Genomic DNA, 23,559 nt, shown 5'->3' with positions numbered 1-23,559 from the left:
CGTCAATTCTCCCCTCAAAAAAAGCCCCCAGTTAACGGGAGCGCGTTATTTTATCAAACCGACTTTCGTCATGAGCCATTCCGCTAATAACGGTGTATGTTGAATCATGAATGTCGCCAAGCTCGAATTCGCAATGGCATCTTGAATCGATTGGACTGGCGCAAAGGCTGCCAAAAATAGAATCAAGAACACGAAAATATACATCTCGATGAATCCAAATATACCGCCGAGTAAACCTTTCACTTGTTTTAACACTGGAATGTTCGTCAAGGAATCAAACATCGATAAAATCATTGATAAAATGATTTTTGTCCCGAAAAACAGAACGATGAACCAAAATGCTTTATAAAATACTTCATCTAACCCAATTGAGCTCGGAATTGAAAACATCGTTAAATCAATTCCAGCATCGTCGAGTGTTGATGGATATGGAACCCATAATTTAAATTTTGCAGCTAACTCATCATAAAACGAGAGTGCCACGATGAACGAGATCAACAGACTCAGTAAATGTCCTGCTTGCAAGACAACGCCTCGACGGACACCTGTCATCGTTCCTAATGCGAGAAATAATAAAATAACAAAGGTAATCATAGTTTAAAGTTCACCCAAATTCTTTTTGATTTTTACGTAATCACTACCAATATTGAGAGCCGCTAAAACGGCAATTTGACGAACGTCGAGTTGTGGTGCTTGGTCTCGAATTTCCCGAATTTTTGTATCGACGAGGAGACCCACTTCACGTACGTGTTCTGGCGACTCCGTCCCGACAATCGTATAATCATTACCTGCGATATGAATCGTCGTCCGGTTCAGCCCTTCTGAATCAGCCATTATTCTGTCCTCCTCATACTTTGCTTCTTTCATATAGTACCATCATTTTTGAAATAGGAAAAGAAGTCCACCATCGGTCTAGAGGATGGTATGCTTGTTGTCTGAAAGGATGATCTATTTATGGGAACCGTCGTTTTAAAATTACCAAAGGATAAACAAGAAGTCGTTATTTCTGATTTTCAAGCTTCTCGTATCACATCGCCACCATATGCCCGCTTTGCTGCACGCACGAAAACCTGTGTCGTCACCATCTATAATTCAGGAAAAGTAATGTTCCAAGGCACAGAAGCTGAGGCGATTTCTGCCCGTTACGGAGCCCCGCTCTTAAAGAAAGCCCCTTCTACTGCGAGTGGACTGCTTCCGAGAGACTTCTCGACTTGGTCAGTCATCGGTAGTGATGAAGTCGGGAAAGGAGACTTCTTTGGTCCGCTCGTCGTCGTTGCCGCCTATGTAGATGCACAACAAATCGAGCTCGTCCAAGAACTTGGTGTGCGTGATTCCAAAAATGTCTCGGACATCGAAATCCGAAAGATTGCCCGCGACCTTCATGCCGTCATTCCGTACGAATTCCGAATCCTTCATAATCCAGACTACAATCGGATGCAGCGTACGATGACACAAGGAAAGATGACGGCACTTCTACACAATTCAGCGCTAGGTGGTCTGCTCGAAAAGCTCGAAGCCACTCCAAAAGCGATTCTAATCGATCAGTTCGCAGAAAAAGCGACCTATTATAAACACTTGTCTGGTGAAGTAAACCAAGTCAAAGAGAACGTTTATTTTTCGACGAAAGCAGAAGGACTTCATGTCGCTGTCGCAGCAGCATCCATCCTCGCCCGCGCGATCTTTTTGAAAGAGATGGATGTACTCAGTCAACAAGCGGGTACAGAAATTCCGAAAGGTGCAGGTGCAAAGGTCGATCAAGTCGCTGCATCACTTTTATTGAAACACGGTCCAGATCAATTAAAGAACTGGACAAAATTTCATTTTGCTAATACAAAAAAAGCGACACAATTAGCTGAAAAACGAAACCGACCATCATCCTAAGGAGTGGTCGGTTTTTAAATGGCTGACTCTTTTCCTTTCAAACGCCCTAACTCCGCGAGAAGAATTTTCGTTTCATTGAACGGGACACCTTCAGTCCCGATTCGCTCGATTTCTTCGTGTCCTTTTCCGACAATTACAACGCGTTTTCCTTCGAGCGCAATTTCAGCTGCCGCGAGCAAGGCATTTTTTCGATCTACGTGACAAGAAATGATTTTATCAGACGAAATATCCACGCTCAGTTCATCAATAATTTGTCTTGGATCTTCTCGTCTCGTATCGTGAACCGTGACTATAATTCCTGCACAATATTGTGCTGCAATTCGTCCCATTTCCTGACGTTTCGTCCGGTCACGTTCACCCGCTGCACTTAATACGACGTATAATGCCTCATTCGAAACGGATAGCGCTTCCAAACATTTTCTTAACCCGTCTGGAGTGTGCGCATAATCGATATAAATTTCCGTTCCTTCAAACGATAGCCGCTCGAGTCGCCCTTTGGGTAAACGAAGCGACGGGATATGTCGAATTAATTCATACATGTTGACCTCGCCTGTTTTCATCAATCCGATCGCGGCTGCTAAATTGGCCGCATTAAAGTTTCCGAGTAGCGCGATCGGGACTTCAGTAGTCGTTCCGTCAATTCGAACATTTACCGATTCCTCTCGCCATTCGACTACAATTGATGCTTCCGATTCTATCTTTGTCGAATACCACGTGACAGGAACATTTGCCCCGGCCCGCTCCATGACGTGACTCGCCGCGTCTTCCTCATTTAAGACGAGTCCCTTCCCGTCATTCCTCGCTACTTGTTGAAACAACATGCCTTTCGCTTCCGCATACTCTTCCATCGATTGATGATAATCCAAGTGGTCATGTGAAAGGTTCGTGAACGCCGCTGCGTGGAAGGATACACCTTCTACACGTCCCTCAACTAACGCATGTGACGATACTTCGAGCATGCAGTCCGTTACGCCATTGTTGACCATTTCGTGTAATAAACGATGTAAGATGACAGCTTCCGGTGTCGTATTTGGTGTCTCAAAACGTTGCCCATCAATCAGAGCACCTACCGTACTGATCATTCCCGTTCGTCTTCCGGCAGCTCGAAACAAGTCGTAAGAAAGTTGCGTCGTCGTCGTTTTCCCATTTGTTCCAGTAATACCGTAGACTCTCATCTTTTGACTCGGATGGTCATAAAAAAAATCAGCAATCTTTCCTGCTGCTTGTTTCGTATCCGGTAAGAGAATCGTTGGAATCCCTACTACCCCGACTTGTTTTTCAGCAAGAATCGCAACCGCTCCGTTATCTTTTGCTTCTTGTACATATTGATGCCCATCTACCGTATAACCACGAATGCAGATGAACAGGCTCCCCGGCTTCACTTTGCGTGAGTCCGTTTCAATGCTTGTAATCACTGGGTTTTCTTCAGTCGTTAACTGGAAAGGCGAAAGCAAGTCTGACAGTAATTTGTGTTGATGATTCATGGTGTTCGCTTCCCTTCTATGTTCAAAATCCGAATTTGATTTTGATCCATTCTAGCATTTTCTAAACAGTCTTCCAGTAATCTTCAGTTAAACTTCAGGTAAGTATGCTACAACTAAAGTTGAGGTGAAAACTATGACACATATATTAATAGCAGAAGATGAATTCGATATTCGTGAACTGCTTACGGAATTACTTGAATCAAGTGGATATAACGTTTCCTGTGCCACAAATGGGATGGAGGCATTAAAGTTATATCAGTCCGATTCATTCGATTTAATCATTTTAGATATCATGATGCCCTATTTTGATGGTTTTGAAGTCGCACGCAACATTCGAAAGCAATCACAAACACCAATTATTTTTTTGACAGCCTTGCAGGATGAGGAAAATCAAGTGAAGGGATTTGACCTTGGAATCGATGATTACATCGCCAAACCCTTCTCACTTCGGATTTTACTACGAAGAATTGAAGCGATCATCAGACGAATCCAAACGAACTCTGAAGAACAACTCTCTTTTCGAGAGATTACCCTATTTCCGTCAAGCTATAACGTTTTAATTTCAGGAATTCAAACGACGTTGACCCTCAAGGAATTTCAAATCCTTCATTTATTACTTGAAAATCCTGGACGAGTCTTAGAGCGCGAACAGTTGATTCAACAACTTTGGGGATTCGATGCATTAGGAGATACACGTTTTTTAGATACACATATTAAAAATTTACGTAAAAAAATTGATTTACCTTACATTCAAACCGTGAAAGGGGTCGGCTATAAACTTGAAGCGACTAATTAAACGTCCACGCATCACGGGAAAACTTTTTTTCCTGACGATGAGTTTGTTGATTGTGGCAGTTCTTTCGACGATTGGTTTTTTATATGCGACATTACCTTCTTATTATCAAAGTTATCGGGAAGAGCAATTTCACGCGACGATGGCTTCTCTTCAAGAAGAGAGCACGCATCTCTCGAGCGAAAATCTCCTTCCGCTGCTCGATCAGTTAACGGCAAAAGGGATTCGTTTTTCCTTATGGACGGAAGAAGATCAATTGTTATACGCACCTGGTTTTGGACGTGGACCGGTTCGACGAACTGCCAATACTTCTCCTGCTGGAATAATTCAAGATTCAATTCCGCTTCAATTAGTAGACCAAACTGTCATTTTAGATGTCGATCAGATGATTCAGCCAATCGATGAAGTGAAAAGCGTTATTTTAAAATTAGCGCCCTATATCGTCTTACCCTTGCTTCTGCTAGCAGGTCTTGCCGCCTATCTGTATTCGCGCATCATCTCACGCCCACTCTTAACAATTAATCAAGCAACAAAAGAACTGGCGAACTTGAATTTTTCCGTCCGAACCCATCATACTTCTGCCGATGAACTGGGTGATTTGTCACGAAACATTAACCAATTGGCGACTAAACTTGAAGTCACGATGGAGTCGCTTCAAACATCCAACGAACAATTGCGGTTCGAGTCCGAAAAAGACCGTAAGCGCGATGCGGAACGTCGTCAATTATTCCTCGCCATCTCACATGAACTCAAAACACCCGTCACCATTGTGAAAGGTCAAATTGAAGGAATGCTGTTAAACCTCGGTGCCTATCGTGACCGGGATCATTATCTAGCTCGGGCGGGGCACGTCATTGAAGATATGGAGCGACTCATTGCCGAATTGTTAGAAGTCGCTCGTGTTGAGCAAATGAATCTTCAACTCACACCAATTAACCCACTCACATTAATCAAGCATCAATTGCAACAGTTCGATCAGTTAATTGTCGATCGCAACCTCGACATCGTCCTCATAGAAAACGAGTTGACTGTTCAAACCGATGCCCAGTTACTTGAACGGGCACTCCATAATCTCTTGATGAATGCGATTTCCTATACCGCTGTTAATGGAACGATTCATATCGAGTTCGAACAAGGAGACGAGTTGACGTTGCGCATTACAAATTTCCCGACGACCCAAGATTCGAGTGAGACCGCTGCCTGGTTTAATCCTCTCGAACGCTCTGAGCAATCCCGAAATCGTATGCATGGTGGCAGCGGGCTCGGACTTTATCTCGTTCATCAAATCATGGAACGACTAGACATCGATGCTACTCTTCAAGGAAGTCCCAATCAGGTTCAATTTGCAGCACGGTTCAAATCAATCGTTTAAGATTTCCTCCTTGCCAAACACTAACTTCATTCGTTATACTCCTTTAAGTTAACTAGTTAACTTAAAGGAGGTTTTTTAATGTCATCCCAACAAGAAGATATTCTTGGTCAACTTTCAAAAGTGGCACGGCTCGTCAAACGAGATATCGACGCCGTCCTTGCCCAACATTCTTTGCACACTGGTCAATGGGCATTGTTAAAAGCAGTCTCCTTACTTGAACCGGTGTCGCAAATCACCCTCTCGAAATACTTAATCATCGAAAAACCAGCTGTCACGAAAACGGTCGTTCGCTTAGAAGAACTAGGCTTCATCTCTCGGAAATCCGTCGGACGACAACGCCTTGTTGAATTGACACCACAGGCAAGAGCTGCTTTCAATGGTATCGATGAAGCAGTCCAGGCAGCACATCGCTTGTTCCTAGGTGAACTATCAAAAGAAGAACAACATTCTTTAGAGATTTTGATGACCCGTCTGCTGGCGACCCACCGTCCTGTCGAACAGGAGGAATCTTCTTGAATCGTTTATTCCACCGTCACTATGTAACGACACTCGTCGTCAATCTACTGTTGTTCATCACCTTTTATTTACTGAATGCTTCCTTACCTTTACTGGCCGCACAACAGTTCAATGTTTCTCAAAGTTCGCTCGGTTGGGTCGTAACGGCATTCATTTTAGCAACGGTTTGTTCACGTCCTTTAATCGGACATTGGCTCGATCGTTATGAGCTCAAACGAATGTTACTGTTGTCCGCTACATTTTTCATGATTGTCAGTTGCTTATATCTCATCGTCTTACCGCTCGAATCATTCAGTCTGTTATTGATCATTCGTGTCTTACACGGGTTTAGTTTCGGAATGATTTCTTCTTCACTAAGCCTAAGCGTAACCACGCTGATTCCAACACCTCGTCAAGGGGAAGGAATGGGCTATTTCGTCCTCTCGATGAACCTTGCTTCCGTTCTCGGGCCGGTCATCGGATTGACGTTGATTGCACACGATGCGCTCGTCTGGTACTTCGTAACGATTGCCCTGCTTGCGATTTGTTCGTTTAGTTTCATCTGGCGTTTACCATTAACGAGTAGTCACGTTACAAGTTCCGCACCATTTCGTTTACGGCAGTCGTTATTCTTATCAAGTCCTGTCTTGCTTCTTGCAACTGTTCTTGCTGGTATTGCGATTTCAAGTACATCCGCGTTCATTTCGCTGTATGCAGATGCGATGGACCATGTCACTTATGCCTCTTACTTTTATGGCCTTGCTGCACTCGGCATGGTTGCCATTCGTCCTTTTGCCGGTAAGCGGTTTGATCGACGCGGACCAGCCTCTGTATTGGTGCCATCGTATGTTTTATACGCCGTCGGTTTTTTAGTACTCGGACTGTTCCCGACACTTCCCGGATTATTGTCCGCCGCCCTCATCATCGGAATTGGTTCCGCTTCGATTTTTCCAGGGATACAAACCGTCATGTTGACCTATGCGGCTCCCGCACAAAAAGGCAAGGCGATTTCGACATTCTTTCTCGCTTACGATAGCGGGTTCGGAATCGGTGCTTTTCTTTTGTCAGGCATCGCCGCGAAAGTGGGTTACTCGAACATGTTTTTGATGTGTAGCCTCATCGTCGTCAGTAGTGGACTCTTATATGGTTATTTCCGTCGATCAACGTTGCTTTCAACTAAACAAAATATTGCTTCTTAAAGCGCTCAAGGAAAAACTCTCCCGTCTAAAGACGCGAGAGCTTTTTCGGATCAACGTGCAGGAACGACCTCGCCTTCCGTAACACGTTTCTTCTCTATAAAACGCTGTTTCTTCAATTCAATGATATGATCGGCAGCACGAGCGACTTCCGCAGAGTGCGTCACCGCGATGATGCAACGGTTAGAACGGTGAGCAAGTTCTTGAAATAGCCGAATGATGTCCGTCGCAGTTTTTTCATCGAGCGCTCCCGTCGGCTCATCCGCAAGAATGATTGGGGCTTCCGTCGCAAGGGCACGTGCGATGGCGACACGTTGCTGTTGACCACCACTCAACTGCAGTACATTTTTTGTCGCATGGGCTTCGTCGATTCCGACCTGTTCAAGGAGATTTTGGGCATGTTTCTTTTTTCCTTTTATGCGTTGTCCACTCAATTCGAGTGCGACAATCACGTTATCCAATGCGTTCATATACGTCAATAAATTAAACGATTGAAAAACGGTCGCAGCATGTCGTGAACGATACGTCGTCAATCCGATTTTTCGAATATCGCGACCTTGATACGTAATCTGTCCTTCTGTCGGTGAATCAAGTCCACTCAACAGACTGAGAGCCGTCGTTTTCCCGGAACCTGATTCACCGAGAATTGCATAAAACCGTCCAGCCTCGAACTGCATCGAGACATCGTTCAAGATCCGTTGTTGCTTGCTTCCTGATGTATAGGCATAGGTGACGTTCGTCATTTCTAAAGTCGTCATAGTATTAATCCTCCCGTAATAGAATTTCTTTTGGATTCATCCGTAGTAAGGCAAGTGAAGGTAACAAGACAGATAAAAAGACGATTAGACTTCCAATTTCGATGACTTGAAGTAACGTCGTCCAATCAATCTTCGTTGTCATCTCTGTAATTTGTGGAATGCTATCTAACACTTGTTGTCCGCCGCGTCCACCCGGACCGCCAAAACCAGTCTGCGTTGCGACCGAACTAGCCGCTTCCGTCACCTCGCGGTTCAAAAGCTGATCTGTCATGAATTGTGATGTCATGCCACCTGTCGCATACGTGACAAGGAAAGCAATTGCCGCAATCGCAAACGTTTCAATTAGTAATTGCCCCATTAATTTCGAGCGTTTTTCACCCATCGCCAGTAAAATACCCATTTCTTTTCGACGTTCCCGGACGGATAATAAAATCAACAGCGCTAAAATCAAACCACCTGCGATACTAACAAGATAGACGACAGATTTTGAGAAGGACGCGACTTGTTCAATCGGTCCAACCATTTTTTGATAAGCAGCATCATTCGCATCCAGTGTGAACGTATCCCAGTCGAGTGGTGAGACCGCCATCGCTTCTTTTTTGAACGTATTGATTTCAGATGGATCTTCTAGCGCGTAGACGACACTCGATACACTGACCGTTCCTTCTTCAGTCGAGAAGCTCGCGAGTGTATCATTTGCAATGTACATCTGGTTCATCGGGTCCATGAAGCCTGCCGCTCGGAAATTCGCATCGGATGTCGCTTCCGTCGATGCCGATAACCCAATGATCGTCACTGTTACGGAATTTTCGGTCGTTGTCGATGTCAGCTTAAACGTATCCCCGACTTTGAGATCATTTTCAGTCGCTAAGTTTTCATCGATGACAACACTTTTTTCTTTAGCATCGGTAGTCAATGCTTCTCCATCCACGATTTTCAATGTACCGTTCGTGTATGTATCAAGTAGTTCCATGTTCGTCACACCATTTAAAGAGAAATCTGGCATCGTCATCCCTTCAGGCATCTCTCCCCCTCGCCCACCACCTGAGTTCGTTGATTCACTCTCAATCGGTGTGAGATCACTTGATGTCGCTGTCGTTTGTGCCAGGTAGTTGACGGACTTGACTTCATCTAGTTGTTCGATTGCTTCAACATCCGTCGTATCAATCGCTACTTCTTCTGGTCGTCCACGTTCACCTGACGCTTGTCGTTCCTGCATTTGCTTTTGTCGATCGACTTGTAGTGTCACTGTCGCCCCTAACTCTTTTCTCGCCTCTTCTCCCGCCGATTTAGCAGCATTCTGAATCGCGAATCCTGACAGTACGAGTGATCCGATTATCGTCAAAATAATCAACATGATCATCGTCTTTCCCTTTCGCGCTACAATACTTTTTCCTGCCCGCTTCAAAAAATTCATTTTTCGTGTTCCTCCTTTAATCTTCTAAGCTCATCTTATGCAACGTATCTGTAGTCTAGCTGTAGTTCGACTGTATCTTGAACGAAGAAACGGCCGAAACGCAAAAAAAACGAGAATGACAGTGACGTCATCCTCGTTTTAACTCATGTGATTCGATTGACCGGTTACGCACGAAGTTCTGCGTCGAACGCTTTTGTTAAAGCCGATACGACATGTTCGTGTGCTGCTGTGACTTCTTCATCGACCAAAGTCCGTTCCTCATTTTGATAACGGAGCGAGAAGGCGAATGATTTTTTGTTTTCACCGACGTTATCGCCCGTGTAGACATCAAATAATATGACATGTTGTAAAAGCGGACCTGCTGCTTGCATGATCACTTGCTCCACTTCGCTTGCTGTGACCGATTGATTGAGGACAATCGCGATGTCGCGCGTCATCGATGGGAAACGGGACATCTCTTGATAGACGACCGGCTCTTTCGAGTGAAGTTTCATGGCATCGAGTTCAAAGACGTAGACTTCTTTTAAGCCATACTGCTCTTTCGAGAGTGCTGGATGCACTTGTCCGACGAACCCAATCGCTTCACCGTCCATCAGTACACGTGCCGTCCGACCTGGATGCATCGAATCGATGACCGCCGCTTCGTATGTCAACGTGACATTGAATGCCTCTGCTAACGTTTCGACGATTCCCTTGACAACGAAGAAATCCGTTTTGACCATTGTGCCATGCGCACGGTGTTGTTCCGCTAGTCCGACAGCGACTCCGGCGACCAGTTCTTGTTCGATCGGCAACGTCTCAAGTGACGCATCACGCTGGAGGTAAACGCTCCCCAGTTCGTAGTAAGCGAGGTCGGCATGTTGACGTGCGACATTGTGTTGCGCGACTTCGAGTAACCCTGGAATCAATGATGTCCGAAGTGTCGAACGTGCTTCGCTGATCGGCATCGCCAACTTAACGGGGTGGAGATCTGTTTGTTCATTGAATTGCATCGCACGTTGTTCACTCGTCAGTGAGTACGTGATGGCTTGCGATAAACCGGCACCTTGTAAGAGACGACGGATTTGACGGCGATGTTGATTCCGTTTCGGCAAGAAACCGCGGCTCGCTTCTTGCGGTAAGCTCGATGTCAATGCATCATACCCATAGAGTCGTGCGACTTCTTCCGCGATATCAGCCGGAATCATCAAGTCTTGGCGACGTGTCGGTACACTGACCGTTAGTGCATCTCCTGATAACTCAACTTCGAGTCCAAGGCGTTCTAATAACTCTTTCATGACCGTACCTTCGATTTCCATTCCGAGACGATGATTGATATACGAGACACTCGCTTCGATTAAGTGATCATCGAGTTGAAGTGTACCTGCTTGGACCGTTCCAGCAAGGACTGTTCCACCAGCAAGTTCAGCAATCAATGCGGCTGCCCGGTCGAGTGCTAACAAGACACGACGTGGGTCGACCCCTTTTTCAAAACGTGAACTGGAGTCCGAACGTAGTCCAAGGACACGACTCGTCTTCCGGACAGATGTCGGTGCGAAATAAGCCGATTCGAGGATGATTGACGTCGTTGTTGCGTCGACTTCTGTATTTGCACCACCCATGACACCTGCAAGTGCGACGGGCTTTTCGCCATCTGTGATGACGAGCATCGAAGGATCGAGTGTCCGTTCGACTTCGTCAAGTGTTTGGAAGGACTCTCCCGTTTTCGCTTGACGAACGACGATTTGCTGCCCCAGTTTTTCAGCATCGAATGAATGAAGCGGTTGTCCTGTTTCAAGTAAGACGAAGTTCGTCACGTCGACGACATTGTTGATTGGACGAATCCCGTTCGCAATCAAGCGGTTTTTGAGCCAAAGTGGCGACTCACCGATGACGACATGTTGGATTTCACGCGCCGCATAAAACGGACATTCCTCCGACTCAAGTGTGACAGCAAGTTTCGTTTTTTCTTCATCTTCCGTCACGTCGATTGCCGGGAAAACAGCCGTCGTATTTAAGATACCTGCTACTTCATGTGCAACTCCGTACATGCTCAAGCAATCAGAACGGTTCGGTGTCAAACCGAGTTCTAATACTTCGTCATGCAGACCAAGTAGTTCTAAGACGTCTTGCCCTGGTGTGACCGGCTCACGGAATGTATGAATTCCAGCTTGCTCATCTTCACGAATATACTTTTTCTCAAAGCCAAGTTCTTCAAGTGAACAAATCATGCCTTCAGAAACGACTCCACGCAGTTTAGCTCGCTTAATTTTAATGCCCGGAAGGCGTGCTCCGACACGGGCAACGATGACATCTTGTCCTGCTTCAATGTTTGGTGCACCACACACGATTTGGACCGGTTCTTCTTGTCCGATATCAACCGTCGTGACGTTTAGCTTATCCGCTTCCGGATGCTTTTCTTTTGTTAATACATGACCGACGACGATATTGTTCAAATCGGCGTCACGGACTTCGACACCCTCGACTTCGATCCCACTCTTCGTAATTAAATCCGCCAGTTCCTCACCGGTTTTCTGACTGACGTCAACGAACTGCTGTAACCATTGTTTTGAGACTAACATCTGTTTTCCCCCTTAAAACTGTTCGCTGAAGCGAACGTCATTCGTATAGAAGTGGCGAATATCATCGACCCCATATTTCAACATGGCGATTCGCTCAATCCCCATCCCGAAGGCAAATCCAGACATTTTCGTACTATCATATTCTGCCATCTCAAGGACGTGCGGATGAACCATACCGGCACCTAAAATTTCAATCCAGCCTGTTTGTTTACAGATATTGCACCCTTTTCCACCACATTTAAAACACGAGACGTCGACTTCGACGGATGGTTCTGTGAACGGGAAGAAGCTAGGGCGTAACCGGATTTCACGTGCCTCCCCAAACATTTGCTTCACGAATGCTTCGAGCGTGCCTTTTAAGTCTGCTATTGAAATCGACTCTCCAACGACGAGTCCTTCCACTTGCATGAATTGGTGTGAGTGCGTCGCATCGTCTTCATCGCGACGATAGACTTTCCCTGGGCAAAGAATCCGAATCGGTTCACCTTTCGAAGCGAGCATCGTCCGCGCTTGGACAGGTGACGTATGGGTCCGCATCAGAATTTCATCCGTGATATAAAATGAATCTTGCATATCACGTGCCGGATGATCTTTCGGCAGATTCAACATTTCGAAGTTGAACAAATCTTGTTCGACTTCAGGTCCTTCTGCAATCGTATAACCGAGTCCAACAAAGATGTCCTCGATCTCGTCCGTGACTTGTTGAAGCAAATGCGCTTGTCCGACTTTTTTCGATCGACCCGGAAGTGTCACGTCAATCGCTTCAAGCGCTAGTTTTGCGTCCATTTCTTGTTGCTTGACGTCTACTAAACGTTGCTCGAGTTCTGTTTGGATGACACCACGAACCGCATTTGCGATTTCACCGACAACCGGACGTTCTTCTGCTGATAATTTTCCCATTCCACGTAATACTTCTGTGATCGGACCTTTTTTTCCGAGATATTTGATACGGACATCATTTAATTCTTTTTGTGTACTGGCTTGATTCACGAGTTGTAACGCTTCGTCGCGAAGTGCCTCTAATTGTTCCCGCATGCTCGTCACTCCTTTTTTTCAAATAAAAAACGCCCCTTCAGCAAATGCCGAAGGGACGATTTAATTAAATCGTGGTACCACCCTTGTTCGACTTGAATCCATCAAGTCCTCAAGTAGCGCGATAACGGGCGCTTCCCGTCACGATCTCTCGTGCGACTCCGGAGTGAATTCAGCTAGCGGATTCGTAAAGAAGCTTGCAGTCTAAGGCTTCTTCTCCCTAATCGAATCGTTCTCTAACCTACTCTGTTCCATCAACGTCTAATTAAATGTTCTACTGTAACTCACTTTAGCATGAACGCTTCAGTGATTCAATCGACCGGAGCAAAATGATACAGTAAAATTCCTGCTGCAACGGCTGCATTGAGTGATTCCGCTTTTCCGCGAATCGGAATGTAAGCACGTCCATCACATTGGTCGAGCAATTCCGGTGATACACCTTGTGCTTCATTCCCGATGATGAGTCCGATTGCACCAAGATTTTCGACTTCTGTATACGGATTGGCATTGCGTAGTGCCGTTCCAAGAACGAACACTCCCAATTCATGCAAGTCTTGAATCGCTTCATCAAGCGACATCATGATGACCGGCAAGTGGAAAATCGAACCTTGTGTTGCGCGGAGGACTTTGCTGTTATAGACATCAACTGTCCCGTGACCAATGATGACACCATCGAATCCAGCAGCATCGGCTGTCCGAATCATCGTTCCGACATTACCCGGGTCTTGCAGACGATCGAGTAACAGGTAACGGCCACGCTCTAAGCGCTCTGTTTGCTCTTTCATCTCACAAACTGCGAAAATCCCTTGTGTCGTTTCTGTTTCTGACAAGACTTTGGCAACTGATTCGTCAATTGTGATCAAGTCAGCCGCATTTTTCTTCCAAGAACCCGGAACTTGAACATCCTCACGGACAATCAATTCTTTGATGATTCCAGCACGAACAGCCTCTTCAACTAAGTGTTCCCCTTCAATAAGGAAACGTTTCGTTTGCAGACGTCCTTTTTTTGTTAAAAGCTTTTTCCATTGTTTGACGATCTCATTCTTCGTAGAAGAAATATGTTTCATGGTTTACCCCTCGTAAATCGCTTGGACTGCTTGCGTATCTAAACGTTTCGTAACGGCAACGATTAAATCGACTGCTGCTTCGAAATCTGCTTTATGCATAATGGAAACGTTCGTATGCAAGTAACGGATTGGTACTGTCAATGCGAGCGAAGGAACTCCTGTGTTCGATAAATGGAATTTCGCAGCATCCGTCCCACCACCCGGTGTTAGGTCCAATTGATATTTAATGTTTTCTTCTTTTGCGACACCTGTGACGAAATCGATTAATCCACGGTGTGCGATCATCGTCGCATCAAACATGATGACTTGTACACCTTCTCCAAGTTTTGACAATGCTTCGCGATCCGTCATTCCTGGTGTATCACCAGGGATTCCTGTGTCAACAGCAAATGCAATCGATGGATGAATTAAGTTCGCAGCCGTTTGCGCGCCACGAAGCCCAACTTCTTCTTGCACCGTTGCTCCTGCAAAAATCGTGTTCGGATGTCCTTCTTCTTTTAAACGTTTGATGGCTTCAATCGCAATCGCGCAGCCAATCCGATTGTCCCAAGCTTTTGCCATCAAGAAATTCTCATTTTTCATCACAGTAAATTCGCAATGTGGAACGACCGTATCTCCTGGTCGGATTCCCCAACCTTCGACTTCTTCTTTTGAAGTAGCACCGATATCAATAAACATTTCTTTGATATCGACTGGTTTATTGCGCGCTTCCGGTGGTAAAACATGAGGTGGTTTCGCACCGATTACGCCTGGAATGACTTCTCCAGATGATGTCACAATGTTCATACGCTGTGCCAGAAGCACTTGTCCCCACCAACCACCGAGTGGTTGGAAGCGAAGAAACCCTTTTTCATCGATCTTCGTTACCATGAATCCAACTTCATCCATGTGACCGGCAATTAAAATACGAGGCGCATCATCTTCTGCCCCTTTGTGTTCCGCGAATAAGCTACCTAACCCATCTTGATGGAATGCTTCAGCGTGAGGTTCTAGATACTCCCGCATGAGCTGGCGTACTTCTTTCTCGTTCCCGGGTACTCCTGTTGCATCCGTTAGACGCTTCAACATATGTAATTGTTCATTCATCTGATTTCCTCCTCAGTAACCGTTGTCTTGGCGAACATGATTCGCCTCGTTTTTTGAAACATAAGCCTTGAAAATCATTTCTTGTGTAAAACCAAGTGTAGCACCTAATGCTAGGTATGCACCAATTAAAACATCGTAACTTTGTTCTGTTCTTGAAATCGCGAACACATTTGTTTTATTGTAAACATCTAAAAACGCGTCTGTCGCAGTCAAGTAATAATCCCCTTCAACGAATCGATCTTTCTTATAATCAAGAGCTAGACCGAGCGATAGGAGGAAATGGACGCCGTCGACATATTCCTCAAGAATCGTAACTTGTGCTGATGGTCCCTTTGTCGACCAGAATTTAAAGCAACGTGTTTCATTCGCCAGTTCGCCTAACTCTACTAATAGGGCAAGCAACCGCTCATCAAACTGATTCCCGGTCAAATTATGTTCTGACTGGATTCGTTTATCTAACTGTTCCTGCATCTCAAAAAGTGTCAACCAGTCCATCTTAATTCTCCTTCTATCCAAAAAAATAAAACGTAGACATAAACTTCTGCCTATCACCTATTTTAGCATTCCTCAAAAAAAACGCCGGAGAATTAAATTCCCCGACGAATTGTAGAACTTAAGCGTTCAATTTTGCTTTTGCTGAGTCAGCAAGTGAAGCAAATGCAGCTGAATCTGTAACTGCGAGGTCAGCAAGCATCTTACGGTTGATGTCGATACCCGCAAGTTTGAGACCATGCATCATGCGGCTATAAGAAAGACCGTTGATACGTGCAGCCGCATTGATCCGAGTGATCCAAAGGCGACGGAAGTCACGTTTCTTTTGACGACGGTCACGGTAAGCATACATGAGAGATTTCATGACTTGCTGTTTCGCTACCTTGAAGAGTGTATGTTTCGAGCCGTAATAGCCCTTAGCTAATTTGAGTTGTTTTTTACGACGTTGACGAGTCGTATATCCGCCTTTTACGCGTGGCATATAAATTCCCTCCTAAATCTGTGTACGATTGAATAAATTACTTCGCGATCATGTGACGGATGCGTTTGAAGTCACCCGATGATACCATGCTAGCTTTACGTAATTTACGTTTCGCTTTAGTTGATTTGTTACCGAATAAGTGGCTTGTGTAAGCACGACCACGTTTCAATTTGCCAGAAGCAGTACGTTTGAAACGCTTAGAAGCACCGCGGTGCGATTTCATTTTAGGCATGAGAGATTCCCTCCTACTTCGATTCGATTAGTCTTCTTTCTTTGGAGCAAGCACTAAGAACATGCTGCGTCCTTCCATCTTCGGTCTCTGTTCAACTACACCGAACTCGCTTAAATCCGTAGCGAGACGTTCAAGGACACGTCTACCGATTTCCGAGTGAGTGATGGCACGTCCGCGGAAGCGAATACTCGCTTTCACTTTGTTACCATTCTCCAAGAATTTCTTCGCATTACGGAATTTCGTTTGGAAGTCATTCTCCTCGATTGTTGGGCTGAGACGGACTTCTTTCATCTGAATCACTTTCTGATTCTTCCGAGTTTCTTTGTCCTTCTTTTGCAACTCGAAACGGTATTTACCGTAGTCCATGATTTTACATACAGGCGGCGTTGCTTGTGGTGCGACCATGACGAGGTCAAGGTCAGCTTCCTCAGCGAGACGCAATGCCTCAGTGCGTGATTGGACTCCAAGTTGTGCACCATCCGCTCCGATAAGACGAACTTCTCGAGCGCGGATGCCTTCATTGATTAACAGATCTTTGCTAATGGTTAGCACCTCCATCGTGCAGAGCACGAAAAATGAATGATATAAAACGCTATAAAAAAAGCGTCGGCAGTTTTTCCCGCCCACACTCATAAAGAATACAATAGTCAGAGAACACTCTACTATCACATATCATCATGATGGACCAGCACAGCAACCTGTACATGGTGAGAAGCGGGATGCTTCTGCTTTGTTGTCATTTCACTTTGCTATCATAGCACTTACTTTCCCGTGATGTCAAGCCGCTTTATCAGTTCAATTAGAACGTTGCTCACATACTTGATTATAATAGCAATCCTAAGTTCGTTTAGCAAGAAGTTTCTGATTAGAAATGAATGGGTAAATTTATCTTGTGCTAAAAATTATTTATTTGAATAGTGCTTATTTCTTTATTTAGAATGATTATTGTTTTATAATTATTTTAATCTTACATAAGGGGGAGTTAAAATAATGAATGAAAACGAAAAGAAATTAACGACGAATCAGGGTGTGCCGATTGGGGACAACCAAAACTCACGTACAGCTGGACGTCGCGGACCTACTTTATTAGAAGACTATCAATTAATCGAAAAAATTGCTCACTTTGACCGTGAGCGCGTACCGGAACGCGTTGTACACGCACGTGGCTTCGGCGCACACGGTGTCTTTAAAGTAAAAAATTCGATGAAAAAATATACAAAAGCGGCTTTCCTACAAGAAGAAGGAACGGAAGTCCCTGTCTTTGCCCGCTTCTCTACCGTCATTCATGGTACACACTCTCCTGAAACACTCCGTGATCCACGCGGCTTCTCTGTTAAATTCTATACAGAAGAAGGAAACTGGGATTTCGTCGGTAACAACTTACCGGTCTTCTTCATTCGAGATGCAATGAAGTTCCCGGACATGGTTCATTCATTAAAACCGGATCCACGGACAAACATCCAAGATCCTGATCGTTACTGGGATTTCATGACACTTCGCCCTGAATCAACGAATATGTTGATGCACCTCTTCACAGATGAAGGAATTCCAGCGAGCTACCGTAAAATGCGTGGTTCTTCTGTTCACTCATTCAAATGGGTAAACGCACACGGTAACACGGTCTACATCAAGTTACGTTGGGTACCAAAAGAAGGCGTTCATAATTTATCTGCCGACGAAGCAACCGAAGTACAAGGAAAAGATTTTAATCATGCGTCTAACGATACATTCCAAGCTATCGAAAATGGCGATTTCCCAGAATGGGACCTTTTCGTCCAAGTACTCGATCCTGCTGATGTCGAAAACTTCGACTTCGACCCACTTGACGCTACAAAAGACTGGTTCGAAGATGTCATTCCATTCCAACACGTCGGAACGATGACATTAAACAAAAACGTCGACAACTACTTTGCTGAAACGGAATCAGTCGGTTTCAACCCAGGTGTCCTTGTACCGGGTATGTTACCATCTGAAGATAAACTACTTCAAGGCCGTTTATTCTCTTACTCCGATACACAGCGTCACCGGATTGGACCGAACTATCAACAGCTTCCAATCAACTGCCCGTTCGCTCAAGTCAACAACTACCAGCGTGATGGTGCAATGCCGTTTAAGCAGCAAACAAGTTCAGTCAACTACGAACCAAACCGTTACCAAGATGAACCGAAACAAACACCTGAGTATACGGAAGACACACAACCACTCCATGATGACATTCATGGCCGTCTCGAAATCGAGAAAACGAATAACTTCGGCCAAGCTGGTGAAGTCTACCGTCGTATGACGGAAGAAGAACAGATGGCTCTTCTCAATAACCTTGTGAATGACCTTCAACAAGTACGTCACGAAAACACAGTCTTACTTGCAATCTGTAACTTCTACCGTGCCGATGCGTCACTCGGTGAAAAGTTATCGGAAGCATTGAACGTCGACATCAAACCGTTCTTGCAACAAATGCAAAAATAATAAGCCATATAAACGAACAGCCTACTCCTGAATCGGGAGTGGGCTGTTTTTAATTATAGAAACACTACTGACAGAAGACTTTTACATAGGATGACCAGTTCTTCTTTTTGCAGCAATCACTTGTCACGTTTCGCTTCAATATGGAATTTATATGCTTCATGGGACAAAATTGAACCGTTCTGATGTCTCTACTGAAAAATTATTCAACTTTGAATAAAGTACGACTTGCCCTACTTTGACTTCTTTGATTTTATTTTTACGAAGATTCAGCTTTTCAGCATCCGTAAATCGATTATAGACGGGTTTAAATCCATTACTTTGATGTGGTTGCATCTGGATCGCACGATCTGTATTTTCAATCTTATTACCTTTGATGATTCCACCAACGACACCACGTCCGAGAATCGCGATTGCCTTTCCATCTGCTCGATGGACGTTTCGGATTGTATTCATTTGAACGATCGGCTTCTCCCAATTCATCATCGAAATCGCGTGATCTTTCGTACCATCAATCGTATTGTATTCAATTCGAATATTCTGATGCGGACGGTCTTGCGAGTACTGGTGGGTACCGATTGCGACATTTATGTTTTTGAACGTATTGTTTCGAATCACAATATTTTGATTCGGTGTCCGATCCTGCGCAGACCACTTCCATCGAAATCCTTGTGTTACCGGATCAGGTGTATCTAAATTAATTGATTCATTGGGTCCCGTATTTTTAATCATCGTCGCATTGATGAATGCCATATTTTCTATCACAGCATGATTCGTTGCATCTAACTCAATCGCGTGTGAACCGTTTTGGTTACGAATCGTCAGTCCACCGATGTAAAGATTCGCGTTATGGGCAATCGCAAAGGCTGCGCCTCTAGCGAGATGACTTAAATCGATTTGTGCATTGCCCTGACCTTCAATCGTCACATAATTCGAACCGTTATATTTTCCGACCGTTGTCTTCAGACGCAAAACGGATGGTGGAACGAGGTCGAAGACACTTGTTGTTGCTGCGATTTTCGTCGTCCCGGTATCGAATGTCTTTTTAATGATGACACCATCCTCTAAACGAATCGTCGTATTCGACGGAACCCCCACACGAATCGGCGACAGATACGTTCCTTTCGCTAAGATCAGTGTCCCACCGCCTTCCGCCTCGATTTTTTCTAAATAAGATCGTAACGTATAATAGTTTTTTGTTTTTTCATTATATGTCGAATACTTTCGTAAAACAGAATCAATCGGCTCCGTCCGAGGTGTAATCCGGTATGTTTTCATACTTTCGACTCGTTCGATGTCCGGCGCAATGAAGGTAAACGACATCGCACAAAGACACACTATAATTAATTTCTTCAACCGTTCCACTCCTCTCATCCATGTATCGGCCGATTCTCAAAAACTATGTAGATACAAAACGGGTGGACTCGAAAATTTCTCCAAAATCCATCGGGGTAAGCTACGATTCCTCCCGGATGCAAGAAAAAGCCAGCTTTCCCGTGCCCGCGACGGACAGGAAAGCTGGCTTGTGTCGTGCTAACCGATTCAGCTTATTATTGATTACTTCGAACGGTTGGCGATTTCTGCTTCTAAATCAGCAACGAATTGCTCAAGCGAGGCATTGCTCGAATCTTTTGAGCCATAACGACGGATGTTAACTTCCCGTGACTCCACCTCTTTATCCCCGAGTACGAGCATGACCGGGATTTTGTTCATCTGTGCTTCACGGATGCGGTAACCGAGCTTCTCATCGCGGAAGTCCGTTTCAATCCGGATCCCTTTTTTCAAGAGCATCGCTTTAATTTCACGTGCATAGTCTTCCTGTGCCCGTGAGACCGGAATCAATTTGACTTGGACCGGTGCGAGCCATGTCGGGAATGCCCCTTTGTATTCTTCGATCAAGTACGCAACGAAACGTTCCATTGTCGAAACGACACCACGGTGCAAGACGACCGGACGATGGTCTTGTCCGTCATTTCCTTTATACGTCAATTCGAACCGCTCCGGTAACAAGAAGTCGAGCTGAACTGTCGACAGTGTCTCATCCTTACCGAGTGCTGTCCGGACTTGAACATCGAGTTTTGGACCATAAAACGCGGCTTCACCTTCTGCTTCGAAATACTCAAGTTCAAGTTCATCCATCGTTTCTTTCAACTCACGTTGCGCCATTTCCCAAATCGCATCGTTGTCGAAATACTTTTCCTTATCTGCCGGGTCACGGTAAGACAGACGGAATTTATAATCAGTAATCCCGAAGTCCGCGTAGACTTCTTGAATCAAGTGAACGATGGCTTTAAACTCATCTTTCATTTGATCCGGACGGACGAATGTATGCCCGTCGTTTAGGACCATATAACGCACGCGTTGTAGCCCAGTCAGTGCACCTGACATTTCATAACGGTGCATGCCACCAAGTTCTGCGACACGGAGTGGTAAGTCACGGTATGACCGTGGTTCATTTTTATAAATCATCATGTGGTGCGGACAGTTCATCGGCCGAAGAACGAGTTCTTCATTATCCATCTCCATTTTCGGGAACATGTCATCTTGATAGTGATCCCAGTGACCTGACGTCTTATACAACTCAACTGAACCGAGCACAGGTGTGTAGACATGTTCATAACCCAGTTCGAGCTCTTTATCGACGATGTACCGTTCGACAGTACGACGGATGGCCGCCCCTTTTGGTAACCACATTGGTAACCCTTGACCGACGTCTTGCGATGTAAAGAACAAATCAAGTTCTTTTCCGAGTTTCCGGTGATCACGTTCTTTTGCTTCTGCCAAGAAGTGTAAGTGTTGTTTCAGTTGGTCTTTTGTTGCCCAGGCTGTCCCGTAAATCCGTTGCAGCATTTTATTTTTTGAATCACCACGCCAGTAAGCACCTGCGATGCTCATCAATTTGAAGACTTGTAGCTTCGCTGTCGCCGGGACGTGTGGACCACGGCATAAGTCGAAGAACTCGCCTTGGCGATACAGTGTCAAATCTTGATCGGCTGGAATCGACTCAATCAATTCGATTTTAAGCGGGTCATTCAGTTCCTTATAGATGTTTAAAGCTTCGTCACGCGAAACGACTTCCCGTTCAATGGACAAGTTTTCTCCCGCAATTTTATTCATCATCTTTTCGATGACCGGAAGATCTTCTTCTGTCAAACGACGTTCCATATCGATGTCATAATAAAAGCCGTTTTCAATTGTCGGTCCGATTCCAAGGTGAATCGTTTCATCCGGGAAAAGACGTTTGATCGCTTGCGCCATCAAGTGCGCAGACGAGTGACGAATCAAATCGAGTCCTTCTTCTGAGTCTGGCATGACGAGTTCGATGACACCGTCTTTTTCAATCGGACGTCGGTAGTCGATGACTTCACCGTCTAGTTTTGCGGCAAATGCCTTTTTACGGAGTCCTGGACTGATGGAAGCCGCGACTTCTTCAGCAGTTGTACCGGCTGCGAATTCTTTGACCGCGCCGTCTGGAAATGTAAGAGCAATAGTTGACATGACTGTTTCCCCCTTAAATTAAATAAAAAAAAGACCCATCCCTCTAAAAAGGGACGAGTCTTCATCTCGTGGTACCACCCTCGTTCCCGAACATGTTTCCATGTACCGGCTCGAACACGCGATAACGGGCGTGAGACGCAAACGGATTAGCCCCGTCTGTGCTATGAGGGAGTAAAGAAAACGAATAGAGTCCATGAGAAGCTTTCACCATCCTTCTCTCGCTTGTTTGGTCCAGTTCGTCCTTCGTATCCTCAATCTTTGCAATTCACTATACTGATTGTGCACTAAGTATAGCGAAAGATGAAGTTCTTTGACAAGGAAAATTAATAACGCCGGCGATTTTCACCTAAAAATTCAACTGGATTCGTCGTCGTCCGGATGCGTTCCATCAATCGCATCGCTTTCAATTTATCTCCTTGATCATTCGTAATCCCGAAATGAAGCTCGAGTTCATCATAGGATAAATTCGAACTGAACAATGTCGGCAAGCGATGCATCATCCGGTACTGCAAGATGATCCCGAACAGTTCGTCCCGGACCCACGGGCTGATCGACTCCGCCCCGATGTCGTCAATCAATAAAACGGGCACCGTCTGAAAACTCTCGAGGAACGTATCAAAACTATCAGACCGGATTCGGCGTTTCGCTTCCGAGACAAATCCCGGCGCATGGACAAGAATTGTCGCAACACGCTCTTTTTTGAGCGCATTCCCGATTGCTGCGAGCAGGTACGTTTTCCCGACACCGAAACTCCCGTGCAGATACAGTCCTTTGACCTGCTCTTTCGAACGAATCGTATTCAAAAATTGTGATGCTGCCCGCAAGGCAAGTTTTCGATCCGTCGTCGTCAAATCAAAGTCACTGAAGTTCGCGTCCCGTACTTCATCCGGTAAAAACAAACTTTTGAATTTTTTCTCGAGCGCCCGTTCATTTTCACGATCTTTGAGTGCTTGCGTTTTTTCATAAGCGACCATGATTTGACCTTTTTCTAAATGCAGCACGGGCTGATAGCCTTCGATAACGGCTTTTTTTTCAATCACTTGATGACCGTCCATCTGCTCGGCATATTCATTGAGCTTTAACATCCCTCGCTCAATCGTCCGTTGATCAATTTCAGGATGTGTCCTTAAAAAGACGATGACACCTGGATGCGATAGGACTCGCTCATGAATGGCGCGCACGGATGCTGCGACACCTGGACGATTCAAGATTTTTTCAATCGATGATTGGATATGTTCCATCTCACTACTC

22 protein-coding genes and 1 other annotated feature are annotated in these 23,559 nt (G+C 45.1%); of the genes, 6 read left to right on the top strand and 16 right to left on the bottom strand.

Annotated features, from left to right (window positions below; all coding sequences use genetic code 11):
- Positions 1 to 45 precede the first annotated feature (45 nt).
- On the bottom strand, positions 46 to 594 hold the full coding sequence (locus KNQ02_RS02310) for a CvpA family protein (protein ID WP_088837579.1): 549 nt from the start codon (positions 592 to 594) through the stop codon (positions 46 to 48).
- Positions 595 to 597: 3 nt separating this feature from the next.
- Positions 598 to 834, bottom strand: a complete 237-nt coding sequence (gene zapA / locus KNQ02_RS02305) for a cell division protein ZapA (protein ID WP_012371043.1) — start codon at positions 832 to 834, stop codon at positions 598 to 600.
- A gap of 120 nt (positions 835 to 954) precedes the next feature.
- On the opposite strand from zapA, the gene rnhC reads away from it, so the two are divergent.
- Positions 955 to 1,881, top strand: coding sequence for a ribonuclease HIII (rnhC, locus tag KNQ02_RS02300; RefSeq protein WP_088837580.1), 927 nt, complete (start codon positions 955 to 957; stop codon positions 1,879 to 1,881).
- Positions 1,882 to 1,895: 14 nt separating this feature from the next.
- Here the strand turns inward: rnhC and KNQ02_RS02295 are convergent, their stop codons facing one another.
- Positions 1,896 to 3,365, bottom strand: coding sequence for a UDP-N-acetylmuramoyl-L-alanyl-D-glutamate--2,6-diaminopimelate ligase (locus tag KNQ02_RS02295; RefSeq protein ID WP_088837581.1), 1,470 nt, complete (start codon positions 3,363 to 3,365; stop codon positions 1,896 to 1,898).
- Positions 3,366 to 3,498: 133 nt separating this feature from the next.
- Between KNQ02_RS02295 and KNQ02_RS02290 the strand changes: the two genes are divergently transcribed.
- From KNQ02_RS02290 to KNQ02_RS02275, 4 genes are all read left to right on the top strand, one after another.
- Positions 3,499 to 4,161, top strand: coding sequence for a response regulator transcription factor (locus KNQ02_RS02290; RefSeq protein ID WP_088837582.1), 663 nt, complete (start codon positions 3,499 to 3,501; stop codon positions 4,159 to 4,161).
- Positions 4,145 to 5,530, top strand: a complete 1,386-nt coding sequence (locus tag KNQ02_RS02285) for a sensor histidine kinase (protein WP_214766544.1) — start codon at positions 4,145 to 4,147, stop codon at positions 5,528 to 5,530. Before KNQ02_RS02290 ends, KNQ02_RS02285 begins: the two co-directional genes overlap by 17 nt.
- Before the next feature lie 78 nt (positions 5,531 to 5,608).
- On the top strand, positions 5,609 to 6,046 hold the full coding sequence (locus KNQ02_RS02280) for a MarR family winged helix-turn-helix transcriptional regulator (RefSeq protein ID WP_214766546.1): 438 nt from the start codon (positions 5,609 to 5,611) through the stop codon (positions 6,044 to 6,046).
- Positions 6,043 to 7,224 carry an MFS transporter gene (locus KNQ02_RS02275; protein WP_214807248.1) on the top strand — a complete coding sequence of 394 codons (1,182 nt, stop codon included), beginning with the start codon at positions 6,043 to 6,045 and terminating at the stop codon, positions 7,222 to 7,224. Before KNQ02_RS02280 ends, KNQ02_RS02275 begins: the two co-directional genes overlap by 4 nt.
- Positions 7,225 to 7,274: 50 nt before the next feature.
- Here KNQ02_RS02275 and KNQ02_RS02270 read toward each other — a convergent pair whose 3' ends face one another.
- The 10 genes from KNQ02_RS02270 to infC form a co-directional block, all read right to left on the bottom strand.
- On the bottom strand, positions 7,275 to 7,979 hold the full coding sequence (locus KNQ02_RS02270) for an ABC transporter ATP-binding protein (protein WP_088837586.1): 705 nt from the start codon (positions 7,977 to 7,979) through the stop codon (positions 7,275 to 7,277).
- A 4-nt stretch (positions 7,980 to 7,983) separates the two neighbouring features.
- The gene (locus KNQ02_RS02265; protein ID WP_214807246.1) at positions 7,984 to 9,396 is read right to left on the bottom strand and encodes an ABC transporter permease; all 1,413 of its coding nucleotides are present in this window, start codon (positions 9,394 to 9,396) and stop codon (positions 7,984 to 7,986) included.
- Between the two features lie 164 nt (positions 9,397 to 9,560).
- Positions 9,561 to 11,957, bottom strand: coding sequence for a phenylalanine--tRNA ligase subunit beta (gene pheT, locus KNQ02_RS02260; protein WP_214807244.1), 2,397 nt, complete (start codon positions 11,955 to 11,957; stop codon positions 9,561 to 9,563).
- Between the two features lie 12 nt (positions 11,958 to 11,969).
- Positions 11,970 to 12,992 (bottom strand): phenylalanine--tRNA ligase subunit alpha, encoded by a 1,023-nt coding sequence (gene pheS, locus KNQ02_RS02255; RefSeq protein WP_214807242.1) that lies wholly within the window; start codon positions 12,990 to 12,992, stop codon positions 11,970 to 11,972.
- A gap of 48 nt (positions 12,993 to 13,040) precedes the next feature.
- Positions 13,041 to 13,256 (bottom strand) — a binding site (T-box leader).
- Between the two features lie 44 nt (positions 13,257 to 13,300).
- Entirely contained in the window at positions 13,301 to 14,056 is a 756-nt protein-coding gene (locus KNQ02_RS02250) for a TrmH family RNA methyltransferase (RefSeq protein WP_214766552.1), read from the bottom strand.
- Positions 14,057 to 14,059: 3 nt separating this feature from the next.
- A complete protein-coding gene (locus KNQ02_RS02245; RefSeq protein ID WP_088837589.1) occupies positions 14,060 to 15,142 on the bottom strand; it encodes a M42 family metallopeptidase in 1,083 nt (360 codons plus the stop codon).
- A 12-nt stretch (positions 15,143 to 15,154) separates the two neighbouring features.
- Positions 15,155 to 15,637 (bottom strand): dUTP diphosphatase, encoded by a 483-nt coding sequence (locus KNQ02_RS02240; RefSeq protein WP_214766554.1) that lies wholly within the window; start codon positions 15,635 to 15,637, stop codon positions 15,155 to 15,157.
- Positions 15,638 to 15,755: 118 nt separating this feature from the next.
- Positions 15,756 to 16,115: a 50S ribosomal protein L20 gene (rplT, locus tag KNQ02_RS02235; protein WP_088837591.1), complete on the bottom strand. Its 360-nt coding sequence runs from the start codon at positions 16,113 to 16,115 to the stop codon at positions 15,756 to 15,758.
- Between the two features lie 37 nt (positions 16,116 to 16,152).
- Positions 16,153 to 16,347, bottom strand: a complete 195-nt coding sequence (gene rpmI / locus KNQ02_RS02230; protein ID WP_012371058.1) for a 50S ribosomal protein L35 — start codon at positions 16,345 to 16,347, stop codon at positions 16,153 to 16,155.
- Between the two features lie 27 nt (positions 16,348 to 16,374).
- Positions 16,375 to 16,905, bottom strand: a complete 531-nt coding sequence (infC, locus tag KNQ02_RS02225; RefSeq protein WP_029331126.1) for a translation initiation factor IF-3 — start codon at positions 16,903 to 16,905, stop codon at positions 16,375 to 16,377.
- 432 nt (positions 16,906 to 17,337) lie between these two features.
- On the opposite strand from infC, the gene KNQ02_RS02220 reads away from it, so the two are divergent.
- A complete protein-coding gene (locus KNQ02_RS02220; RefSeq protein WP_159173490.1) occupies positions 17,338 to 18,813 on the top strand; it encodes a catalase in 1,476 nt (491 codons plus the stop codon).
- A gap of 156 nt (positions 18,814 to 18,969) precedes the next feature.
- Here the strand turns inward: KNQ02_RS02220 and KNQ02_RS02215 are convergent, their stop codons facing one another.
- From KNQ02_RS02215 to dnaI, 3 genes are all read right to left on the bottom strand, one after another.
- A complete protein-coding gene (locus tag KNQ02_RS02215) occupies positions 18,970 to 20,166 on the bottom strand; it encodes a glycoside hydrolase family protein (RefSeq protein ID WP_251135018.1) in 1,197 nt (398 codons plus the stop codon).
- A gap of 201 nt (positions 20,167 to 20,367) precedes the next feature.
- A complete protein-coding gene (gene thrS, locus KNQ02_RS02210) occupies positions 20,368 to 22,308 on the bottom strand; it encodes a threonine--tRNA ligase (protein ID WP_088837593.1) in 1,941 nt (646 codons plus the stop codon).
- A 323-nt stretch (positions 22,309 to 22,631) separates the two neighbouring features.
- Complete coding sequence (gene dnaI / locus KNQ02_RS02205) at positions 22,632 to 23,549, bottom strand: primosomal protein DnaI (RefSeq protein ID WP_214766556.1); 918 nt, start codon at positions 23,547 to 23,549, stop codon at positions 22,632 to 22,634.
- Positions 23,550 to 23,559: the final 10 nt, after the last annotated feature.

It is taken from the genome of Exiguobacterium sp. s102 (assembly GCF_018618635.1).
GTDB classification, from domain to species: domain Bacteria; phylum Bacillota; class Bacilli; order Exiguobacteriales; family Exiguobacteriaceae; genus Exiguobacterium_A; species Exiguobacterium_A oxidotolerans.
The sequence above is the reverse complement of the archived record's forward strand: the minus strand, read 5'-3'. Positions and strand labels throughout refer to the sequence as shown.

What these genes read in the sequence shown, in the direction of transcription:
- KNQ02_RS02310 (WP_088837579.1), bottom strand. Translation starts at nt 594, where the DNA reads ATGATTACCTTTGTTATTTTATTATTTCTCGCATTAGGAACGATGACA.
- zapA (WP_012371043.1), bottom strand. Translation starts at nt 834, where the DNA reads ATGGCTGATTCAGAAGGGCTGAACCGGACGACGATTCATATCGCAGGT.
- rnhC (WP_088837580.1), top strand. Translation starts at nt 955, where the DNA reads ATGGGAACCGTCGTTTTAAAATTACCAAAGGATAAACAAGAAGTCGTT.
- KNQ02_RS02295 (WP_088837581.1), bottom strand. Translation starts at nt 3,365, where the DNA reads ATGAATCATCAACACAAATTACTGTCAGACTTGCTTTCGCCTTTCCAG.
- KNQ02_RS02290 (WP_088837582.1), top strand. Translation starts at nt 3,499, where the DNA reads ATGACACATATATTAATAGCAGAAGATGAATTCGATATTCGTGAACTG.
- KNQ02_RS02280 (WP_214766546.1), top strand. Translation starts at nt 5,609, where the DNA reads ATGTCATCCCAACAAGAAGATATTCTTGGTCAACTTTCAAAAGTGGCA.
- KNQ02_RS02270 (WP_088837586.1), bottom strand. Translation starts at nt 7,979, where the DNA reads ATGACGACTTTAGAAATGACGAACGTCACCTATGCCTATACATCAGGA.
- KNQ02_RS02265 (WP_214807246.1), bottom strand. Translation starts at nt 9,396, where the DNA reads ATGAATTTTTTGAAGCGGGCAGGAAAAAGTATTGTAGCGCGAAAGGGA.
- pheT (WP_214807244.1), bottom strand. Translation starts at nt 11,957, where the DNA reads ATGTTAGTCTCAAAACAATGGTTACAGCAGTTCGTTGACGTCAGTCAG.
- pheS (WP_214807242.1), bottom strand. Translation starts at nt 12,992, where the DNA reads ATGCGGGAACAATTAGAGGCACTTCGCGACGAAGCGTTACAACTCGTG.
- KNQ02_RS02250 (WP_214766552.1), bottom strand. Translation starts at nt 14,056, where the DNA reads ATGAAACATATTTCTTCTACGAAGAATGAGATCGTCAAACAATGGAAA.
- KNQ02_RS02245 (WP_088837589.1), bottom strand. Translation starts at nt 15,142, where the DNA reads ATGAATGAACAATTACATATGTTGAAGCGTCTAACGGATGCAACAGGA.
- KNQ02_RS02240 (WP_214766554.1), bottom strand. Translation starts at nt 15,637, where the DNA reads ATGGACTGGTTGACACTTTTTGAGATGCAGGAACAGTTAGATAAACGA.
- rplT (WP_088837591.1), bottom strand. Translation starts at nt 16,115, where the DNA reads ATGCCACGCGTAAAAGGCGGATATACGACTCGTCAACGTCGTAAAAAA.
- rpmI (WP_012371058.1), bottom strand. Translation starts at nt 16,347, where the DNA reads ATGCCTAAAATGAAATCGCACCGCGGTGCTTCTAAGCGTTTCAAACGT.
- infC (WP_029331126.1), bottom strand. Translation starts at nt 16,905, where the DNA reads ATGGAGGTGCTAACCATTAGCAAAGATCTGTTAATCAATGAAGGCATC.
- KNQ02_RS02220 (WP_159173490.1), top strand. Translation starts at nt 17,338, where the DNA reads ATGAATGAAAACGAAAAGAAATTAACGACGAATCAGGGTGTGCCGATT.
- thrS (WP_088837593.1), bottom strand. Translation starts at nt 22,308, where the DNA reads ATGTCAACTATTGCTCTTACATTTCCAGACGGCGCGGTCAAAGAATTC.
- dnaI (WP_214766556.1), bottom strand. Translation starts at nt 23,549, where the DNA reads ATGGAACATATCCAATCATCGATTGAAAAAATCTTGAATCGTCCAGGT.